The organism is Streptomyces sp. NPDC001832, from assembly GCF_040297265.1.
In the GTDB taxonomy this organism is placed as follows: domain Bacteria; phylum Actinomycetota; class Actinomycetes; order Streptomycetales; family Streptomycetaceae; genus Streptomyces.
Genome location: NZ_JBEOYU010000005.1, coordinates 183,621 through 202,176, shown reverse-complemented (window position 1 = coordinate 202,176; position 18,556 = coordinate 183,621). Strand labels below are relative to the sequence as shown.

Annotated in this window: 13 protein-coding genes; 2 read left to right on the top strand and 11 right to left on the bottom strand. The window is 67.9% G+C overall.

Annotation, left to right across the window (positions count from 1 at the left end):
* Nucleotides 1-171: 171 nt before the first annotated feature.
* Nucleotides 172-2,211 carry a glycosyltransferase family 2 protein gene (locus ABT115_RS06910; RefSeq protein ID WP_351784825.1) on the top strand — a complete coding sequence of 680 codons (2,040 nt, stop codon included), beginning with the start codon at nucleotides 172-174 and terminating at the stop codon, nucleotides 2,209-2,211.
* 101 nt (nucleotides 2,212-2,312) lie between these two features.
* The gene (gene rfbC, locus ABT115_RS06905) at nucleotides 2,313-2,912 is read left to right on the top strand and encodes a dTDP-4-dehydrorhamnose 3,5-epimerase (RefSeq protein WP_351784823.1); all 600 of its coding nucleotides are present in this window, start codon (nucleotides 2,313-2,315) and stop codon (nucleotides 2,910-2,912) included.
* Nucleotides 2,913-3,047: 135 nt separating this feature from the next.
* On the opposite strand, the gene ABT115_RS06900 is transcribed toward rfbC, so the two are convergent.
* From ABT115_RS06900 to ABT115_RS06850, 11 genes are all read right to left on the bottom strand, one after another.
* Nucleotides 3,048-3,842, bottom strand: a complete 795-nt coding sequence (locus ABT115_RS06900; RefSeq protein WP_351784821.1) for an O-methyltransferase — start codon at nucleotides 3,840-3,842, stop codon at nucleotides 3,048-3,050.
* A 104-nt stretch (nucleotides 3,843-3,946) separates the two neighbouring features.
* A complete protein-coding gene (gene rfbD / locus ABT115_RS06895) occupies nucleotides 3,947-4,882 on the bottom strand; it encodes a dTDP-4-dehydrorhamnose reductase (RefSeq protein WP_351784819.1) in 936 nt (311 codons plus the stop codon).
* Nucleotides 4,879-5,865 (bottom strand): dTDP-glucose 4,6-dehydratase, encoded by a 987-nt coding sequence (gene rfbB, locus ABT115_RS06890; RefSeq protein ID WP_351784817.1) that lies wholly within the window; start codon nucleotides 5,863-5,865, stop codon nucleotides 4,879-4,881. The genes rfbD and rfbB overlap by 4 nt, the downstream gene beginning before the upstream one ends.
* Nucleotides 5,862-6,932: a glucose-1-phosphate thymidylyltransferase gene (locus ABT115_RS06885; RefSeq protein WP_351784815.1), complete on the bottom strand. Its 1,071-nt coding sequence runs from the start codon at nucleotides 6,930-6,932 to the stop codon at nucleotides 5,862-5,864. The genes rfbB and ABT115_RS06885 overlap by 4 nt, the downstream gene beginning before the upstream one ends.
* Nucleotides 6,933-7,086: 154 nt before the next feature.
* On the bottom strand, nucleotides 7,087-8,301 hold the full coding sequence (locus tag ABT115_RS06880; RefSeq protein WP_351784813.1) for a glycosyltransferase family 2 protein: 1,215 nt from the start codon (nucleotides 8,299-8,301) through the stop codon (nucleotides 7,087-7,089).
* Between the two features lie 153 nt (nucleotides 8,302-8,454).
* A complete protein-coding gene (locus ABT115_RS06875) occupies nucleotides 8,455-10,479 on the bottom strand; it encodes a hypothetical protein (protein ID WP_351784811.1) in 2,025 nt (674 codons plus the stop codon).
* 156 nt (nucleotides 10,480-10,635) lie between these two features.
* Nucleotides 10,636-12,135, bottom strand: coding sequence for a D-ribitol-5-phosphate cytidylyltransferase (locus tag ABT115_RS06870; protein ID WP_351784809.1), 1,500 nt, complete (start codon nucleotides 12,133-12,135; stop codon nucleotides 10,636-10,638).
* A 310-nt stretch (nucleotides 12,136-12,445) separates the two neighbouring features.
* Nucleotides 12,446-13,882 (bottom strand): GTPase ObgE, encoded by a 1,437-nt coding sequence (gene obgE / locus ABT115_RS06865; protein WP_351784807.1) that lies wholly within the window; start codon nucleotides 13,880-13,882, stop codon nucleotides 12,446-12,448.
* Between the two features lie 161 nt (nucleotides 13,883-14,043).
* Complete coding sequence (gene rpmA / locus ABT115_RS06860) at nucleotides 14,044-14,301, bottom strand: 50S ribosomal protein L27 (RefSeq protein WP_018103204.1); 258 nt, start codon at nucleotides 14,299-14,301, stop codon at nucleotides 14,044-14,046.
* A 14-nt stretch (nucleotides 14,302-14,315) separates the two neighbouring features.
* A complete protein-coding gene (gene rplU / locus ABT115_RS06855; RefSeq protein WP_349996974.1) occupies nucleotides 14,316-14,636 on the bottom strand; it encodes a 50S ribosomal protein L21 in 321 nt (106 codons plus the stop codon).
* A gap of 329 nt (nucleotides 14,637-14,965) precedes the next feature.
* On the bottom strand, nucleotides 14,966-18,556 hold a 3,591-nt coding region (locus ABT115_RS06850; RefSeq protein ID WP_351784804.1), incomplete at its 5' end, for an Rne/Rng family ribonuclease.

Genomic DNA, 18,556 nt, shown 5'->3' with positions numbered 1-18,556 from the left:
GCGAAGAGAAGAAAATATGGGTGCGTGCCGACCGGTGCAAGCATCAGAACCCCTCGCTCATCCAACAGCCGATAGGCTGCTTGGCGGCGGCTCCCCCACATACGGCGGCAACAGTGTCGGCCCCACATCTGCCGCCATTTTCAGGGACCTACCAGACATGGGACATCAGCGATGCCAGTCAAAGTAAGTGTCGTCATTCCGGTATACAACCCAGGCAAATACATCGACCCCTGCATCGACTCGCTCCTGAGACAGTCCCTCTCCGCACGGGAGTTCGAAGTTCTCTTCGTGAACGACGGCTCCACCGACGACACTCCCGAACGGCTCGAAAAGCTGGCGGTGGAACACCCTCATTTCCGGGTGATCACCATCCCCAACTCCGGATGGCCCGGAAAGCCCCGCAACATCGGTGTGGCCGAAGCGAAGGGCGAATACGTACAGTTCGTCGACCAGGACGACCATCTCGCCTCCGACGCACTGCGCAGGCTGTACGAGATGGGGCACCGCAATGGCTCGGACATCGTCATCGGCAAGGTGGCGAGCAACTTCCGCGGGGTGCCGCACGGCGTGTTCAAGAGGAACCGCGAGAAGTGCACCCTGCGCGACGCACCCCTGTACGACAGCCTCACACCGCACAAGATGTTCCGTACGAAGTTCCTCCGCGAGAACGGCATCGCCTACCCCGAGGGCAAGCGTCGGCTCGAGGACCAGCTCTACATGATGCAGGCGTACTTCCCCGCCAAGGTCGTCTCGATCCTCGGCAACTACACCTGCTACTACTACTCCCGGCGCGACGACGGCAAGAACGCCGGGTCCACCAGGATCGTCCCGGCCAACTACTACGGGAACCTCCGCGAAGTCCTGGACGTCGTCGTGGCCAACACCGAGCCGGGCAAGTTCCGGGATCTGCTGCTCCGCCGCTTCTACCGGGTCGAGATGCTGAGCCGGCTCAGCGAACCCTCGGTGGTCAAGTACCAGCCCGAGTTCTTCAACGAGATGTGCGACGCGATCAGGCCGCTGGCCATCGACTTCATGGGCGACGGTGTGCACGACGGCCTCGGGCCGCTGCTGCGGATCCGGTCCACGCTCCTGCGCAGGGACGACCGGGAGGGGTTGCTCCGGATCGCCCGGTTCGCCGGGTCCGTCAAGGCGTCGGCCCGTCTGGAGGAATTCGCCTGGCAGCCGGACGGCCGCGCCGCCATCACCATCACCGCTCGGCTGGTCCACGGCGAGGACGAGGCGCCGGTGAAGCTGCTGCGCAAGGACGGCCGCTACTTCCTGCACCCCGACCTCGGCGGCGGGCTGCTGTCGGAGGACGAACTCCTGGACGTCACCGACGACATCGACGGCTTCTCCGCCGAACTGTCCCTGCGCAATCGCGAGACGGCCGTCGAGTGGCCCTGCCCTGCGACGTTCACCACTCGGACCGATGAACTCGGCGACGGAGCCTGCGAGATCGTTCTGAGCGGCAGTGGATATGTGTCTTCGGAGGCGGTCAAGGGCCGTGGCCGGGTCTCCCGCGGCTTCTGGGACATCTGGGTGCCACTGCGCGGCCTGGGCCTGGTCCGCAAGGCAAGGCTGGGTGCCGACCGCGCACCGGAGGTGGACGCCGCCTGCCTGCCCGCGTCGCTCGGCTCACCGGCCCGTGCCGTCATCCCGTACTTCACCGACCCGTACGGCAACCTCACGCTCGATGTGAGCCGTCGCAGCAAGAAGCTCGCCGCCTATCTGGACGGCCGTACGGTCCTGCGGACGCCGGGCCGCCGACCCGAACTCCGCCTGGAGCTCTTCACCGCAACCACGACCGTCGCCTCCGACGCCCAACTGGTCCTGAGCCCGGTCGATGGAGCCGGATCGGCCGTGCACACGCTGCATACCGTGCTGCAACCCACAGAGGGCCGGGCACACCTCACCGTGCCCAGTCGCGCCCCCGGCGTCGCAGCGGGCGCCTGGAAGCTCTCCGTCCGGCTGGACGGAGAGAAGGGCCCCGCGCTCAGCCTCTGCACCGTCACCATCAGCAGGGACGGCAGGATCGAGCTGGATCCGGATCTACCCGAGGCCGCAGAAACGATCATGGTCGGCGCGGCCGCCCAACGCCGGAAGGCGACTCTGCTTCGCGCGCTGCGCACCGTCGGCGGCCCGATCGTGCGCAGGCTCCCGCCGGAGGGCCGGAAGCGCGCGCGTCGTCTCGCTGCCCGGCTCACCGGCTGATCCGTTTCTCACAGATCAGCCGTCTCCCATGACGAGACGGTCCCACTCTCCCACCAGCACCAGCACCAGCACCAAACACATCGGAACAAGGACGTGATCGCATGCGGCAGCTTTCCCTCCCAGGGGCCTGGGTGCATGAGCCCAAGGTCTTCCCGGACAGCCGCGGCAGCTTCCACGAGTGGTTCAAGGCGTCGGAGCTCAGCGAGGCCGTCGGACACACGCTGCGGCTGGCTCAGGCCAACTTCTCCATCTCCAGCCGGGGAACACTGCGCGGCGTCCACTTCGCCGATGTGCCGCCGAGCCAGGCAAAGTACGTCAAGTGCGTACGCGGCGCGGTGCTCGACATCATCGTGGACATCCGGGTCGGCTCCCCCACGTACAAGCAGTGGGAGGCCGTCCGGCTCGACGACACGGACCATCACGCGGTGTATCTCTCCGAGGGGCTCGGCCACGCCTTCATGGCCCTGACGGATGACGCGTCGGTCGTCTATCTGTGCTCCGAGGGCTACGCGCCCGGCCGCGAGCACGGCATCAACCCGCTCGACCCCGAGCTGGGCATCGAATGGCCGAAGGGGATCACCCCGTTGCTGTCCGACAAGGACGCTGCGGCCCCGTCGCTGGCCGAGGCCGAGGAGCAGGGCCTGCTGCCGTCGTACGAGGCCTGTCAGGCGTACTACGCCGAGCTGCGCGCCCGGGACTGAGCGGCTGTCGGGTGGCCTCCGTGGCCTCCGGTCGCCCGGTCAGAGGCCACCCGACAGTCTCTGAGCCCGAAGCGGAAACGCCGAAGCCCCCGTGGTCCGTACGGATCGCGGGGGCTTCGTGCTATGTCGGTCCGGTCAGCCTGTCACGGCCTTGATCCGCTGGCGGATCGGTGCGAACGCCGAGCGGGGCCGGCGCAGGTTGCGGGCGCGCGCCAGGGCCGGCCAGAAGTCGGCGCCGAGCAGCGCCTCGGGCCGGACGGCGTTCTTGCGTACCAGGACCTCGTCGGGCACGTCCTGCGGATCGGGTACGACGTACTCTTCGATGATCTCGTCGTACGCGTTCTTCAGGACGTCGCTCTCGGGGTTGGCGCCGAACACGGCGACCACACCGGTCGGTGCCGTATCCACCTCGACGACCACCAGGTCGGGACGGTAGCGGCGCAGCACCTGCACCACCTTGTACACATCACCGGTCCAGAACTTGGTGTGCCGGTCACGGGCCGCCTCGTCGACATCGCGCGGCAACATGTCGTCCAGCACGATCACGCTCGACCAGCGGGCGTGCTTCTCGACGTTCATGAAGTCGCGCAGGGCGTACTCGAAGAGGTGCATGCCGTCGATGAAGGCGAACTCCAGCTTCGGATCCCCGCCGAGCACATTGAGCGGATCGCGGCGGGCAAGGGCGCGGAACGGGTTGCGGCCGTTGCGCAGATGCAGCAGCGGGTCCTTGCGGGCGAAGAAGTCGTCGCTCGTCGCCTTGACCAGGTGGACGTCGCAGCTGATGTCCGTCACCACCCGGAAGGCGGGGTCGACGGCGACGGAGGGTACCCGCGAGAGGGCCAGGCTCCTGCCGTCGTTGACCCCGATCTCCAAATAGTTCCGAGGACGATAGACGCGGTGCAAATGACGCAGAAATTCATGGCGGTTCACGTGGAGCAGCCCTTCGGAGAAAACCAACTGGTCTGGTCCCCGGCGAAGTTACCCCATGAGCCCACTGTGATGTAACCGTCCTCCGCTATGTAGACCTTCATTGTTCACGTCTTTGAATTCGAGGGGATTTGATCATCAATACGATCATTCGATGATCGCGGCCGCTCTGTTTCAAGGAGTGCCGGAAAAGCCTCTTCCAGCGCCGCCCGCCAGTCCCGGATCGGTTCGATCCCGGCCGCCGCCCAGCGGTCGTGTCCCAGCACACTGAAAGCGGGCCGGGGAGCCGGCCGTACGAAGGCCTCGCTGGTCGTGGGGCGGACGCGCGCCGGGTCGGTGCCCAGCAGCCGGAAGATCTCCCGGGTGAAGCCGAACCATGTCGTCTCGCCGCCGCTGGTGCCGTGGTAGACGCCCGCGGGTGCGGTGCCGGCGAGAGCGGCCTGTCCGAGCCGGACCAGCCGGTCGGCCAGATCGACGGTCCAGGTGGGCTGTCCGCGCTGGTCGTCCACCACGTCGAGGGTGTCCTTGATGCCCTCCAGCTTGATCATCGTACGGACGAAGTTACCGCCGCCCGCGCCGTACAGCCAGGCAGTACGGACCACGTAACCGGTGTCCGGCAGGGTGTCGAGCACGGCCTGCTCGCCGGCCAGTTTGGTGCGGCCGTAGGCGCTGCGCGGTCTGGTGGGGCCGTTCTCGGCGTACGGCTTCTCGCCGTCCCCGGCGAACACATAGTCGGTGGAGACCTGGAGGAGAACGGCGTTGTGTTCGCGGCAGGCCGCGGCGAGGACCCCGGGGCCCGTGCCGTTGACCCGCAGCGCGGCGTCCTCCTGGGACTCGGCGTCGTCGACAGCGGTCCAGGCGGCGCAGTTCACCACGACCGCGGGGCGGTGCTTGTCGAAGCCGGCACGCACCGATTCGAGGTCCGCGATGTCCATGGCCGCACGGTCCGCGGCGACCGCGGTGACGTCCTCACCGGCGAGCCGGGCCAGGACGTCCTGGCCCAGCATCCCGGCGGCTCCGGTGACCAGCCAGACGGCGCTCACAGCGCGGCCCGGTCCTTCAGCGGCTCCCACCAGGCGCGGTTCTCGCGGTACCACTGCACGGTCTCGGCCAGGCCGGTACGGAAGTCCTTGCGGGGCTCGTAACCGAGCTCCTCGCGGATCTTGGTGCAGTCGACCGAGTAGCGGCGGTCGTGGCCCTTGCGGTCCTCGACATAGGTGACGCTGGTGTCCCAGTCGGCCCCGCAGGCGTCCAGCAGCAGGCCGGTGAGCTCCTTGTTGGAGAGTTCGGTGCCGCCGCCGATGTTGTAGACCTCGCCTGCCCGGCCCTTGGTGCGGACCAGTTCGATGCCCTGGACGTGGTCGTCGATGTGCAGCCAGTCGCGGACATTGGCGCCGTCGCCGTACAGCGGGACGGTCCTGCCGTCCAGCAGGTTGGTGACGAACAGCGGGATGACCTTCTCGGGGAAGTGGTGGTGCCCGTAGTTGTTGGAGCAGCGGGTCACCCGCACGTCGAGGCCGTGGGTGCGGTGGTACGAGAGCGCGATCAAGTCACTGGACGCCTTGGCCGCGGAGTACGGCGAGTTGGGCGCGAGCGGCTCGGTCTCGGGCCAGGAGCCCTCGTCGATCGAGCCGTAGACCTCGTCGGTGGAAATGTGTACGAAGGTCTTGATGCCGGCCAGGTGCGCGGCGTGGATCAGGGTGTGGGTGCCCACGACGTTCGTACGGACGAATTCGGCGCCGCCGTCGATGGAGCGGTCCACATGGGACTCGGCCGCGAAGTGCACCACCTGGTCGTGCTCGGCCATCAGCTTGGAGACCGGCTCGGGGTCGCAGATGTCGCCCTGCATAAACCTGAATCCGGGGTGGTCGCGCACCTCGTCGAGATTGGCCGGGTTGCCCGCGTAGGTGAGCTTGTCGAGCACGGTGACGGCGATGTCGCCGGGGCCTTCGGGGCCGAGCACCGTTCGGACGTAGTGCGAGCCGATGAAGCCGGCGCCGCCTGTCACCAGGATGTTGGTGGTCATGAGGAGATCTGCACCTTGCTGTGGTCGCCGAGCACGAGTCGGTGGGCGGACGGGGAACGGGGCGCGGGGGTCACTTGGACATCACGGCCGATGAGCGACGCCTCCACACGGCGGACACCGGCGATCGAGGCGCCCCGCAGAACGATGGAGTACTCGATCTCGCTGTCCTCGATCCGGCAGTCCTCCGAGACCGAGGTGAACGGGCCCACGTACGCGCCGCTGATCAACGACCGGGCCCCGATGATCACGGGCCCGACGATGCGGCTGCCACTGACCTTGGCGCCCGCCTCGATCCGCACCCGGCCGATGATCTCGCTGTCCTCGTCGACCTCGGCCTCCTCGCAGGACGGCTCGATGGCCTCCAGGACGGTCCGGTTGACCTCCAGCATGTCGGTGACATTGCCGGTGTCCTTCCAGTACCCGCGGATCGTGGTGGAGCGGACGTCACGCTTCTGGTCGATCAGCCACTGGATGGCGTGGGTGATCTCCAACTCACCGCGCCAGGAGGGCTCGATCGAGCGGACGGCCTCGTGGATGGCGGGGGTGAAGAGGTAGACGCCGACGAGCGCCAGATCGCTCTTGGGCTCCTTCGGCTTCTCCTCCAGCGCAGCCACCCGGCCTTCGGCGTCGAGTTCCGCGACGCCGAAGGAGGTGGGGTTGGGCACCTGGGTCAGCAGGATCTGCGCGTCGGGCTTGTCGGTGCGGAACTCCTCCACCAGACCGGTGATCCCGCCGACGATGAAGTTGTCACCGAGGTACATGACGAAGTCTTCGTCCCCCAGGAAGTCACGGGCGATCAGCACCGCGTGGGCAAGGCCGAGCGGCTCGTCCTGGGGGATGTACGTGACCTCGATGCCTAGCCGGGAACCGTCGCCGACCGCCTCGCGGATCTCCTGGGCGGTGTCGCCCACGATGATGCCGACTTCGGTGATGCCCGCGTCGGCGATGGCTTCCAGGCCGTAGAACAGCACGGGTTTGTTCGCCACGGGCACCAGTTGCTTGGCCGAGGTGTGTGTGATGGGACGCAGGCGGGTGCCCGCCCCTCCGGACAGTACGAGAGCCTTCACGTGACCAGTCCTCATGGTTGAGATATCGGTCTTGTCGCGGCTGCGACCTGCGGGGCGACTTTACTGAGAATTGCTGTGCAATTCGTAGCGCGTCACCCCCGTGAACGAGATGCGAACGCACGTACGGAGTCCGGCCGGGGTGGATTTGCTCAGCCTATGCGACGAGCCTCGCCTTCCAGCGTCGTACGTCCCGCCGCATACGCCGGACGACGCGCCGTGACAGTGACGCCTTACGGGCTACGGTCTCGGGCTTCTCGATGCGCTTTCCGTCGTGCCAGTCGGGCACGGTGACCTCGAAATCGGACTCCGAGAGACCGCTCGAACGGTCCCGGAAATGCGGGTACGCAAGGAAGAGCTTGTCCCTCTTTCGCGAGCTGACCACATCCGGAACCGTTTTCGCTTGCAGATACGTCAGCATGTCCACCAGCACGTCGGCCCGGCCCGCCGCGACAGCGGCGAGCCGCAGCCTCTCGGCGACCTTGATCAGGCGCGCCACCCCGTCGTTCCAGTACGTGTCCGTGAGCGGCGCCGCGAGCTCCATCTTGTGGCGCCGGACCTCCTCCGAGTCCCGGAGGAAGTTGGGACCGAACTGCTGCATCATCCCGACCGTGAAGGGACGGACCATCAGGAAGTCCCGCTTCGGTCCGGCCGGCTCGAGCCGGTGAATGAGCGCCATCATGGCCCGCATGGAATCGAACCGCCATACGTAGGTGCCGCTCTTGGTCACATGCTTTCCGTCGTCCCGGCCGACCAGGTAGTAGCAGGTGTAATTGGAGATGACGGAGACTCCGGCGCCCCGGAGGTACGCCTCCATGGTGAAGAGCGCATCCTCACCGGTCTTGAGTCCCTCATCGAATTTCAGACCAATTCGCTCCAGCAGTTCACGCCGGAAAAGTTTCTGGGCACTCAGCGTGTAAATGACCTTGGAATTGTATACATTGACGCGTTCCTTGGTGGCTGTCCACATCGACCGAGGCGCTCCGCGATTGACCCCGACCACCTTGCCGAGCACCACATCGGTGTGCGCCCGGTCGGCCATGGCCACCATCCGCTCCAGGGCCTCGTCGCCGAAGTAGTCATCCGCATCGAGAAAGAACACATAGCGCCCCCTCGCCATGCCGAGACCCACATTGCGCGGCCCGCTGGGACCACCGGAATTCTCCTGCCGGACCACCCTCATCGGAACCGCGGATCGGGCCGCGAACTCCTCCAGGTACTCACCGGTGCCGTCGGTCGAACCGTCATCGACCGCCACGATCTCGATCCGGTCGGCGCCGATGGTCTGCTTCTCCACCGATTCGAGGCAGCGGATTAGATAGGGCATCGCCTCATATGCACCAATGATCACGGTTACGTCAGGAATTGGCATCTCGTTCACATCAACAGAAGACAGACACCCCCGCGTGTTGGTTGCCCAACGCTATGCATGTGAAGCGTGACCTTTATCACAACGGCCCGGCACAACCTTGAAGGGTTGTGCCGGGCCGTTGGAATCGTAGGACAGCCCTCAGCAGGGCGGCTCTCAGCCGTTCACAGATTCGCCGAGGTTTCGCGCCAAGCCTGCGTTCCGGGCCTCCGACTTGGCCGCGAGCGCCTTCATGGCCATGTCGAACTGCACGATCGAGGTGGGCTCGTCCGGGCCGAGGAGGTATTCCTTCAGCTCACGCCGGTCGACCGCCAGGGTGTCCGCGGCAGGTTCCACCACCGCCGCGAGCAGGACGTCCAACTCGGTCGCGGCATTGGACAGGATGACCGCGGCGCGGACCGCGGTGTTCTGCCGACGGAATTCGTCCTCGCCGAGCCCTGCCGAATCGGTGACCGCGTACGGCTTGCCGCTCGCGATGAAGTCCGACACCACGCTGGAGATGTCCGAGACCATGGCGTCCGACTCGTTGAAACAGTCGTACAGACGCATCTGGGCGCCCGTGATGACCTTGTGCTCCCACCAGCCGAGCGCGCGCCAGGAGGCGGCGTTCCACTCGTCCTTGAGCCGCGCGATCTCGGCCTCGCGCGCCGGGTCGGCCAGCGAGTCGCGGGACATCTCGGCCTCGTCCCTGGCGACGTGGCCGCCGCTCGACAGCACCTCGAGCCGTGCCTCGATACGGGCCAGCTCGGCCCGCGCCGCAGCCTGCACCGCCTGGAGTGCCGCCGTTTCCTTCGCCCAGCGGGGGTCGGCCGCGCGCTCGACGGCGGCCTTCTCGATCATCGCGGTGATCCGCTGGTGTGCGGCCTTGGCCTTGGCACTGCGGGTACCCGTGAAGGGGTGCGGCTTGTAGAGCAGTCGCACCGGCTTCTCGGAGTTCAGCAGCCGCTTGACGATGTTCTCGCCGGCCAGCAGCAGCGAGGTGTTGCCCGGGTTGTCGTCCCAGCCCTCCCAGGTGGGTGCGTACAGCACGGTCGGGATCGGGTTCTTCGGCTCGCCGGTCCACGACTGAATGGTGGCCAGCTGCGGGCGGCCCACCTCGACGATGTCCTCGTCGCGCACGCCGACATCGGCCAGCGCGTAACGGTCGCGGCCGGCCCGGCCCGCGGTCCACACCTCGTCGTAGGCCTTGCTGTACGGGTTGACGCTGGCGAGCTTGTCACTGTCGCCGTGGCCGATGAAGACATGCTTCATCGTCGGCACCCGGAGCAGGTGGATGTTCTTGCCGACGTTGGCCGCGTAGAGCGCGACCCGCACCGACGAAAGGTCCAGGTTCATCAGGTGCACACCGCCGGGCACGCAGAGCACCGGCACCGACGTCGTGTTCAGCTGAGTAAGTATCGCGCGCTCGCGCAGCAGGATCAGCGGACGCCCGTCGAGCTGCGCCATGGTCTCCAGCCACATGTTGACCTGGTAGGCCGAGTCCTTGGAGCCGGAGAAGTAGAGCACCACGGTCGGCTTGTACTCGCGCAGCCAGGTGCTCACCGCGTGCAGCACCTCGGTATCGGGCGCCACGAGCCGCTTCGGACGAATGTACGGGAGAAGCGCCGCCAGGTAGCAGACCGCGAGAATCAGTGTGATGGCCAGGCCCGCGTAAGCGAAGCCGTTCCTATCGGTCTCGACCGCGACCAGCACGCCCACCATCGCGAAGATGTCCAGATGGAGCATCTTCTCCGCGGGGCGGTTCAGCAGCAGGCGCGACGGGGCGTCCGGGATCCGCACCTGCCCCAGGTCGACGTTGCGCGTGACCACGGGGAGCTTGCGGCGGAGCTTGATAAGCGTGACCGTCGCACTCTGCGGTGCCTGGAGACCGTAAAAGGCCAACAGGCAGGCGACCGTCACAAAGAACAGCATCTGCTCTCCGTACCCCATACGGGAAAGCAGCAGAATCAGCAGCAGCTGGCGGACCAGGAAGCGGATCGAGAGCCCCGCGCGGACTGCGGCAAGCCGGTTGATCAGGTAGCTGCCGCAGTGATGCAGATACCGGTCGGCCAGATAGGTCACCGCGGCGGCACCGGCGAAGAGCCAAAGATTGGGGATAATCGCCGCGAGCATGACGCACGGGAAGCCCAGAGCCATGAGGAGAGCGGCGGCCAGCTCCGAACCACTGCCCACTCGAGCCATACGAATGGCTTTCGAAATCACGAAGTACCGCTCCCGGGGGTGCCGACTGATTACCTTGCGAGTGAAATGTGAAGCCAGATCTTCACGAATTCGGACCCCTGTAGTTCGCACGCGGCGTCTACAGGGGTCCGAATAGTCTTCGATTGTCAATCAGTATTACACATCGGCCTGTCGGTCCAGGACAGCGGCCAGCGCCTGCTCGAAGCCCGATGCCTCGGAGGCACCACGGGTCGGGTCCTGCTGCCGTACGTCGACGACATGGCCGGTCATCTCGGAGAGCAGGACGTCGAGGGAGGTCCTGGCGACCGCCTCGGAGGAGAGCAGCGTGCCGGCGGGCTCGTCGCCGAACGCCTTGGTGCGCATCGGCGTGGCGGTGCGCTCGGGGTTCACGCAGTTCACCCGCACTCCGTCGCCCGCCCACTCGTCGGAGAGCGCCTGGGTGAGGTTCACCATGGCGGCCTTGGTGGACGAGTAGAGGCTGTACTCCGCGCGGCCCCGGGTGTAGCTGCTGGACGTGTAGAGCAGCAGCTGGCCCTTGGTCTCGGCGAGGTACTTGTACGAGGCGCGGGCGATCTGCACGGGCGCCAGGTAGTTGACGTTCAGTGCTTCCTCGATGGTCGCGTTGTCCGTCTCGGCCAGCTTGCCGATGCGGAGCACGCCCGCGGTGTTGATCACGTAGTCGACGCGACCGGTGTCCGCATACGCCTTGGAGAGCGCGTCGTCGATGTGCTCCGGATTCTCCACGTGCGTACCGGTGGTGGAGCGGCCCAGGGCGTAGACGGTGGCGCCGTAGGACTCGGCGAGCGCCGCGATGTCAGCGCCGATGCCGTACGAGCCGCCGAAGACGACGAGGGTCTTGCCGGTGAGCAGCTCACGGTAGGCGGCGTCATCGGTCGGCTGCGGCACGGCCGTGGAGGCCAGTTGGAAGAGCTTGTCCGCGATGAAGACGTCGACCGGCTGAGTGACCTTCATGTTGTACTCGTCGCCCGCGACGACGTAGATCGGCACGTCGGGGAGGTACTTCAGGACGACCGAGCAGTCGTCGGTGGCCTGGAAGTTCGGGTCGCCCGCGGCAACCTCGTACGCCCGGCGGATCGTGGAGAGCTTGAAGGCCTGCGGCGTCTGGCCACGGCGCAGCCGGGAGCGGTCGGGCACGTCGGTGATGAACTCGCCGTCGCCGCCGTGGGTGCGGGTCACGATGATCGTGTCCGCGGACGGGATGGCGACGTCGACCGCCTGGTAGCGGTCCAGGGCGTCGACACAGTCCTTGATGACGCGCTGCGAGAGCAGGGGGCGCACGGCGTCGTGGAAGAGGACATTGCGGTCCTCGCCCTCGGCCAGGCCCTCGCCGAGGGCCGCGATGGCACGCTCGGTGGTCTCGTTGCGGGTGGAACCGCCCTCGATCACCTTGGTGACCTTGGTGAGTCCGGCCTTGGTAACGATCTTCTCCACGTCGGGCACATAGCCAGGAGCCATGAGCACGATGACATCGTCGATGGAGTCGGACTGCTGGAAGATCGACAGCGTGTGCTCGATGACGGCCTTGCCTGCGATCTTCAGCAGCTGCTTGGGGATGGACAGTCCCACGCGCTGACCGGTACCGCCGGCGAGCACGACTGCTGTGGTTCGGGCTTTGACTATGTGCTGAGCAGACACAGACGACCTACCTTGCGAGGGCTGAGAGATACAGCGATGGTTGCACTCTCCGTTACCGTCTCGCAAGGTGGACGTCGGCCGTTGCATGCCGTATTGAAACCTGGTGTTGCCTTGCGATCAGGGCGGATAGCGGAATTGACACGCCCGCACCAAGTGACCGAGACCACACGAATGAGCGGCATGAATCACCCTTGAGCGGGGTCGGTTCCCGCCGGTTGGGGGACGGCTTGGTCAACGGATCCGGGCGACGACCGACAACGCGGCGGTCCCGTCTGGCCGGGGGCGGACGACGCTACTTTCGCAACACGCCCTAGAACGGGTTGAAGTCGTCGAACTCGCGCTGCGCCTCGTCGCGTTCCGCCTCACGGTCGCGTCGGCGCTGTGCCGCCGGCCGAGGTGCTTCGAGACGGTGGTCCTCGCCACGCCGACCGAGCATCTCCGCGCCCGCCGCCATGGTCGGCTCCCAGTCGAAGACGACCGCGTTGTCCTCGGCGCCGATCGCCACACCGTCACCCGCCCGCGCGCCGGCCTTCATCAACTCGTCCTCGACACCGAGGCGGTTGAGACGGTCCGCCAGATACCCGACGGCCTCGTCGTTGTTGAAGTCGGTCTGACGCACCCAGCGCTCCGGCTTCTCGCCGCGCACCCGGTAGAGGCCGTCCTCCTCCTTGGTGACGGTGAAGCCCACCTCGTCGACGGCCTTCGGGCGGATGACGATACGGGTCGCCGCCTCCACGGGCTTGGCCGCACGCGCCTCGGCGATGACGCCCGCGAGCGCGAAGGAGAGCTCCTTCAGGCCGGTACGGGCGACGGCGGACACCTCGAAGACTCGGTAGCCGCGCGCCTCCAGGTCCGGGCGGATCATGTCGGCGAGGTCCTGGCCGTCCGGGATGTCGATCTTGTTGAGGACGACGATGCGGGGCCGGTCCTCCAGGCCGCCGTACTGCTTCAGCTCCTCCTCGATCATGTCGAGGTCGGAGACGGGGTCACGGTCGGACTCCAGCGTCGCGGTATCCAGCACGTGCACGAGTACCGAGCACCGCTCCACGTGCCGCAGAAACTCCAGGCCCAGGCCCCGGCCTTGGCTGGCGCCCGGGATCAGGCCCGGGACATCGGCAATGGTGTAGACGGTGCTGCCGGCGGTGACCACGCCGAGGTTCGGGACGAGGGTCGTGAAGGGGTAGTCGGCGATCTTCGGCCGGGCCGCGGACAGGACGGAGATCAGCGAGGACTTACCGGCGCTCGGGTAGCCCACCAGCGCGACATCCGCGACGGTCTTGAGCTCCAGGACGACGTCCCGCGCCTCACCCGGCTCGCCGAGCAGCGCGAAACCGGGGGCCTTGCGCCGGGCGGAGGCCAGCGCGGCGTTGCCGAGGCCGCCGCGGCCGCCCTGCCCGGCGACGAACGTGGTGCCCTGGCCGACCAGGTCGGCCAGCACGTTGCCGTTCCTGTCGAGCACGACCGTGCCGTCGGGCACCGGCAGAACCAAGTCCTGCCCGTCCTTGCCGGACCGGTTGTCGCCCGCGCCGGGCTGCCCGTTGGTGGCCTTGCGGTGGGGGCTGTGGTGGTAGTCGAGGAGCGTGGTGATGTCCTGGTCGACGACCAGGGTCACATCGCCGCCACGGCCGCCGTTGCCGCCGTCGGGACCGCCGAGCGGTTTGAACTTCTCACGGTGAACGGAGGCGCAGCCGTGGCCCCCGTTACCCGCGGCGACATGCAGCTCGACGCGGTCCACGAAGGTGGTCATGGTGGGAACCTCCAGTTACATACATGCAGAAATGTCTCACTCGTGCTGTCCCGCGTAGGAGAAAGCCGTCTCTCATGGGAGAAACACGCGAAAGGCGGACCCGCTTCCCGCACGGGAAGTGAGGTCCGCCTCCGCAGAAACCGCTCGACGAGCGCCGAAAATCAGCCGGCGATCGGAACGATGTTCACGACCTTGCGGCCACGGTGCGTGCCGAACTCGACCGCACCGGCGGCGAGTGCGAACAGCGTGTCGTCGCCACCACGGCCGACGCCCGTGCCCGGGTGGAAGTGGGTGCCGCGCTGACGGACCAGGATCTCACCGGCGTTGACGGCCTGACCGCCGAAGCGCTTCACGCCGAGCCGCTGAGCATTGGAATCGCGCCCGTTCCGGGTGGACGATGCGCCCTTCTTGTGTGCCATGTCTCCTCAGTCCCTTACTTCGCAGCCGTGGGGATACCGGTGACCTTGATCGCCGTGTACTGCTGACGGTGACCCTGGCGACGGCGGTAGCCGGTCTTGTTCTTGTAGCGAAGGATGTCGATCTTCGCGCCCTTGTGGTGGTCCACGACCTCGGCCTGGACCTTGATCCCGGCCAGCACCCACGGGTCGCTGGTGACGGCGTCGCCGTCAACCACGAGCAGGGTCGAGAGCTCGACCGTGTCGCCAACCTGGGCAGTGGAAATCTTGTCAACCTCAACGATGTCACCGACAGCAACCTTGTGCTGGCGGCCACCGCTGCGCACGATGGCGTACACGCGGATCTCTCTCTCGCTCGGAACGGATCCCCTGATGCCAGCCGCCCGCGCAGGCCGAAGCCCGCGACGATCCGGAAGGACGAGCGGCCTCTCCCGGCGGACGAGCCACCAGGAGGAATGTGCTCAGGGGTGGGCGCGCATGGAAACACGCCGAGGGCTAAGGCTACGGCGCCTCCCCCGGGCGGTCAAACCGGGCCCTGGCGGCTTCTGCCTCCCCCATGCGAAAGAGGTGCGGTCCCGCTCAGATGCTGTCGGGTGACCTCTGATCGGAGACCACCCGGCGGCATCTGAGGGAACCGCACCTCTTTCACTGCTGTCCGACCCGCCGGTCAGCTCTCGGTGTCGACCAAGACGGAGGACTGCGGCGACTGCTCCGCGGCGACCGCCTTCTTCGCTGCCGTCTTCTTGGCTGTCGTCTTCTTGGCCGTCGTCTTCTTCGCGGCGGTCTTCTTGGCAGCCGTCTTCTTGGTGGCTGCCTTCTTGGCGGTGGCCTTCTTGGCGGTGGCCTTCTTGGCCGTCTTACGGACCGTCTTCTTGGCCGGGGCCTCCGCTTCCGCTGCTTCCGGAGCTTCGGCGGTCGCGGTCGACTCGGCGCCGGGCTCCGGCTCGGTGGAGCCGGTCACCACGACGACCTCTGCCGCCTGGGCACCTGCGGGCGAGCCCGCGGGGGCGGAGACCTTGCGGGTCACCCGACGGCGGGCACGCGGCGGAGCGGCCTCGGGGACCACCTCTTCAGGCGCTGCCTCGGGCTGCGGAGCCTCGACGACCGGGGCCTCCTCGGCAACCGGGGCGACCACCGACACCGATACCGGCTCCTCGACCGGCTCAACCTGCTCGGCCGGAGCCGGCGAGCCCGCCGGGGCGGTCGCCTTCCGCGTCACCCGACGGCGCGTACGGCCCTGGGGGGCCTCGGCCACCGGGGCCGCCTCGACGACCACCGGGATCTCGGCGGCCGGCTCGGCCTCCACGACCGGCTCGGGCTCCACGACCACGACCGGCTCCGGCTCGACGACCGGGGCTGGAGCTGCTGCGGCCTTCGGGGCGCCGACCGGGGCCGTTGCCTTACGGGTCGCGCGGCGCCGGCCGCGGCCGCGCGAGGCGGCCGCCTCGGCCTCGGCCGGGCTGCTGTACAACTCCTCGTCCGGGACGAACTCCGGCTCGGGCAGCGCCACCGGTGCGGCCACCTCGGCCTCGGCCTCGGCCTCGGCCACATGCTCGTGGTCCAGCTCGCGGTCCTGACCCGCACCGCCCCGGCCGCGCTTCTTGGAACGCTTGCCGTTGCCGCCTCCACCGACCGAGGTCGGCTGCTCCATGTGCACGATCACGCCGCGCCCGTTGCAGTGGACACAGGTCTCGGAGAAGGACTCCAGCAGGCCCTGGCCCACCCGCTTACGGGTCATCTGGACCAGGCCCAGCGAGGTGACTTCGGCGACCTGGTGCTTCGTACGGTCGCGTCCCAGGCACTCCAGCAGGCGCCGCAGCACCAGGTCCCGGTTGGACTCCAGCACCATGTCGATGAAGTCGACGACGACGATGCCACCGAGGTCGCGCAGCCGCAGCTGACGCACGATCTCCTCGGCCGCCTCCAGGTTGTTCTTGGTGACGGTCTCTTCGAGGTTGCCGCCCTGACCGGTGAACTTGCCGGTGTTGACGTCGACGACGACCATGGCCTCGGTCTTGTCGATCACCAGCGAGCCGCCGCTCGGCAGATAGACCTTCCGGTCCAGCGCCTTCATCAGCTGCTCGTCGATCCGGTACGTCGCGAAGATGTCGACCTCGGAGGTCCACCGCGACAGGCGGTCCGTCAGATCGGGCGCCACCTGCGAGACGTAACCGTGGATGGTCTCCCACGCGCCGTCGCCGCTGACGATGACCTTGGAGAAGTCCTCGTTGAAGATGTCGCGGACGACCCGGACGGTCATGTCCGGCTCGCCGTAGAGCAGCGTCGGTGCGTTGGAGCTGCCGGTGCTCTTCGACTTCTTCTGGATGTCCTCCCACTGCTGCTGCAGCCGCTCGACATCGCGACGCAGCTCGTCCTCGCTCGCGCCCTCCGCCGCGGTACGGACGATGACACCCGCGTCCTCGGGAACGATCTTCTTGAGGATGGTCTTCAGCCGGGCCCGCTCGGTGTCGGGCAGCTTGCGGCTGATGCCGGTCATCGAGCCCTCGGGCACGTACACCAGGTAGCGGCCGGGCAGCGAGACCTGGCTGGTCAGGCGGGCGCCCTTGTGGCCGATCGGGTCCTTGGTCACTTGGACGAGGACGGACTGGCCGGACTTGAGCGCGGTCTCGATACGGCGCGGCCCGTGAGCCATGCCGAGCGCCTCGAAGTTCACCTCACCGGCGTACAGGACGGCGTTGCGGCCCTTGCCGATGTCGACGAAGGCGGCCTCCATGGACGGCAGTACGTTCTGCACCTTGCCCAGGTAGACGTTGCCGACGTAGCTGGTCGCCTGCTCCTTGTTGACGTAGTGCTCGACGAGCACGTTGTCCTCGAGGACGCCGATCTGGGTGCGCTCGCCGTTCTGGCGGACGACCATCACGCGCTCGACGGCCTCGCGGCGCGCCAGGAACTCGGCCTCGGTGATGATCGGGACGCGACGACGGCCCTGCTCACGGCCCTCGCGGCGGCGCTGCTTCTTCGCCTCCATACGGGTCGAGCCCTTGATGGACTGGACCTCGTCGAAGCCGGTGCCGAGCTCGCGCTCTTCCTTCCTGCGGGGCTCGCGGACCTTGACGACCGTACGCTCCGGATCGTCCGTAGCGCTCTCGGCCTCGGCCGCGGTGTCACCGCTGCGACGACGGCGGCGACGGCGACGACGGCTGCTGGAGCCGACGACGGACGCCTCGTGGTCCTCGTCCTCCTCAGCCTCTTCGGACTCCTGAGCGCGCTCCTGGTCTTCCTCGGCGTGCTCGGCGGCGGCCTCGTCGCCGTGCTGCTCCGCAGTCTCGTCACCCTCGGTGGTCTCGCCACGACGGCGGCGACGGCCTCCGCGACGGCGACGGCGCGAGGGCCGGTCCCCGTACTCGTCCGTCTCCTCGGCCTCGTGATCGGCCTCGGCCTCGGGCTCCTCCTCGGCGTGCCCCTCCACCGCGGCAGCGGCGGTCGGCTCGGCCTCGGCGGCCTCACCACGACGGCGGCGACGGCGGCGTGAACCGGCCTGCGGCGCGGCCTCGGCGGCCGGGGCCTCGTTGGTGGCGGTCGGCTCCTCGACCGTCTCGGTCTCTTCCTCGACCTCTTCGTGACGCGAAGCGGCAGCGGCGGCGGCCGCGGTCTCCGGGGTCTGGAACATCGGCTCGGCGAAGACCGGCGCCTGGAACACGGCCACGGCAGGGCGCGTCGCGCGACGGCTCTTGTGTACGGGCTCCTCGTCCTTGCCGGTGAACTCGGGCCGGCCAGCGGCGGCGGTGGCCCGGCGGCGCTGACGGCCGCGCGGTGCGGCGTCCTCGACGTCGGCGGGCTCGGTGACCGGCTCCTCGACAGCGGCCTCGGGCAGGTTCTCGCCGGTTACTGCGGTGTCCTCGGTGGCCTTCGGCGCACCCGCCGGCGCGGTCGCCTTGCGGACGGCACGACGACGTCCGCGCGGGGCCCCGGCGGTCTCGACGGCTTCGGTGACGACTTCTACTGCTTCTTCTGCTTCCTCTGCTTCTGCGGGCTCGGCCGGGGCCTCGGTGGGCTGCGGTGCACCGGCGGGAGCCGATGCCCTGCGCCGGGTGCGGCCGCGCGGCGCGGCCGCAGGCTTGGTGGCTGCCGCAGCCGGCTCGGGCTCGGCACCCGTCACGGGCGTCGCTTCCTCGACGATCTCGACGGCCTCGGCGGCCTGCGGCGCACCGGCCGGCGCGGTCGCCTTACGGACCGCACGACGACGCGTACGCACCGGCGCCGCTTCCACAACCTCGGCCTCGGCCTCCGCTGCGGG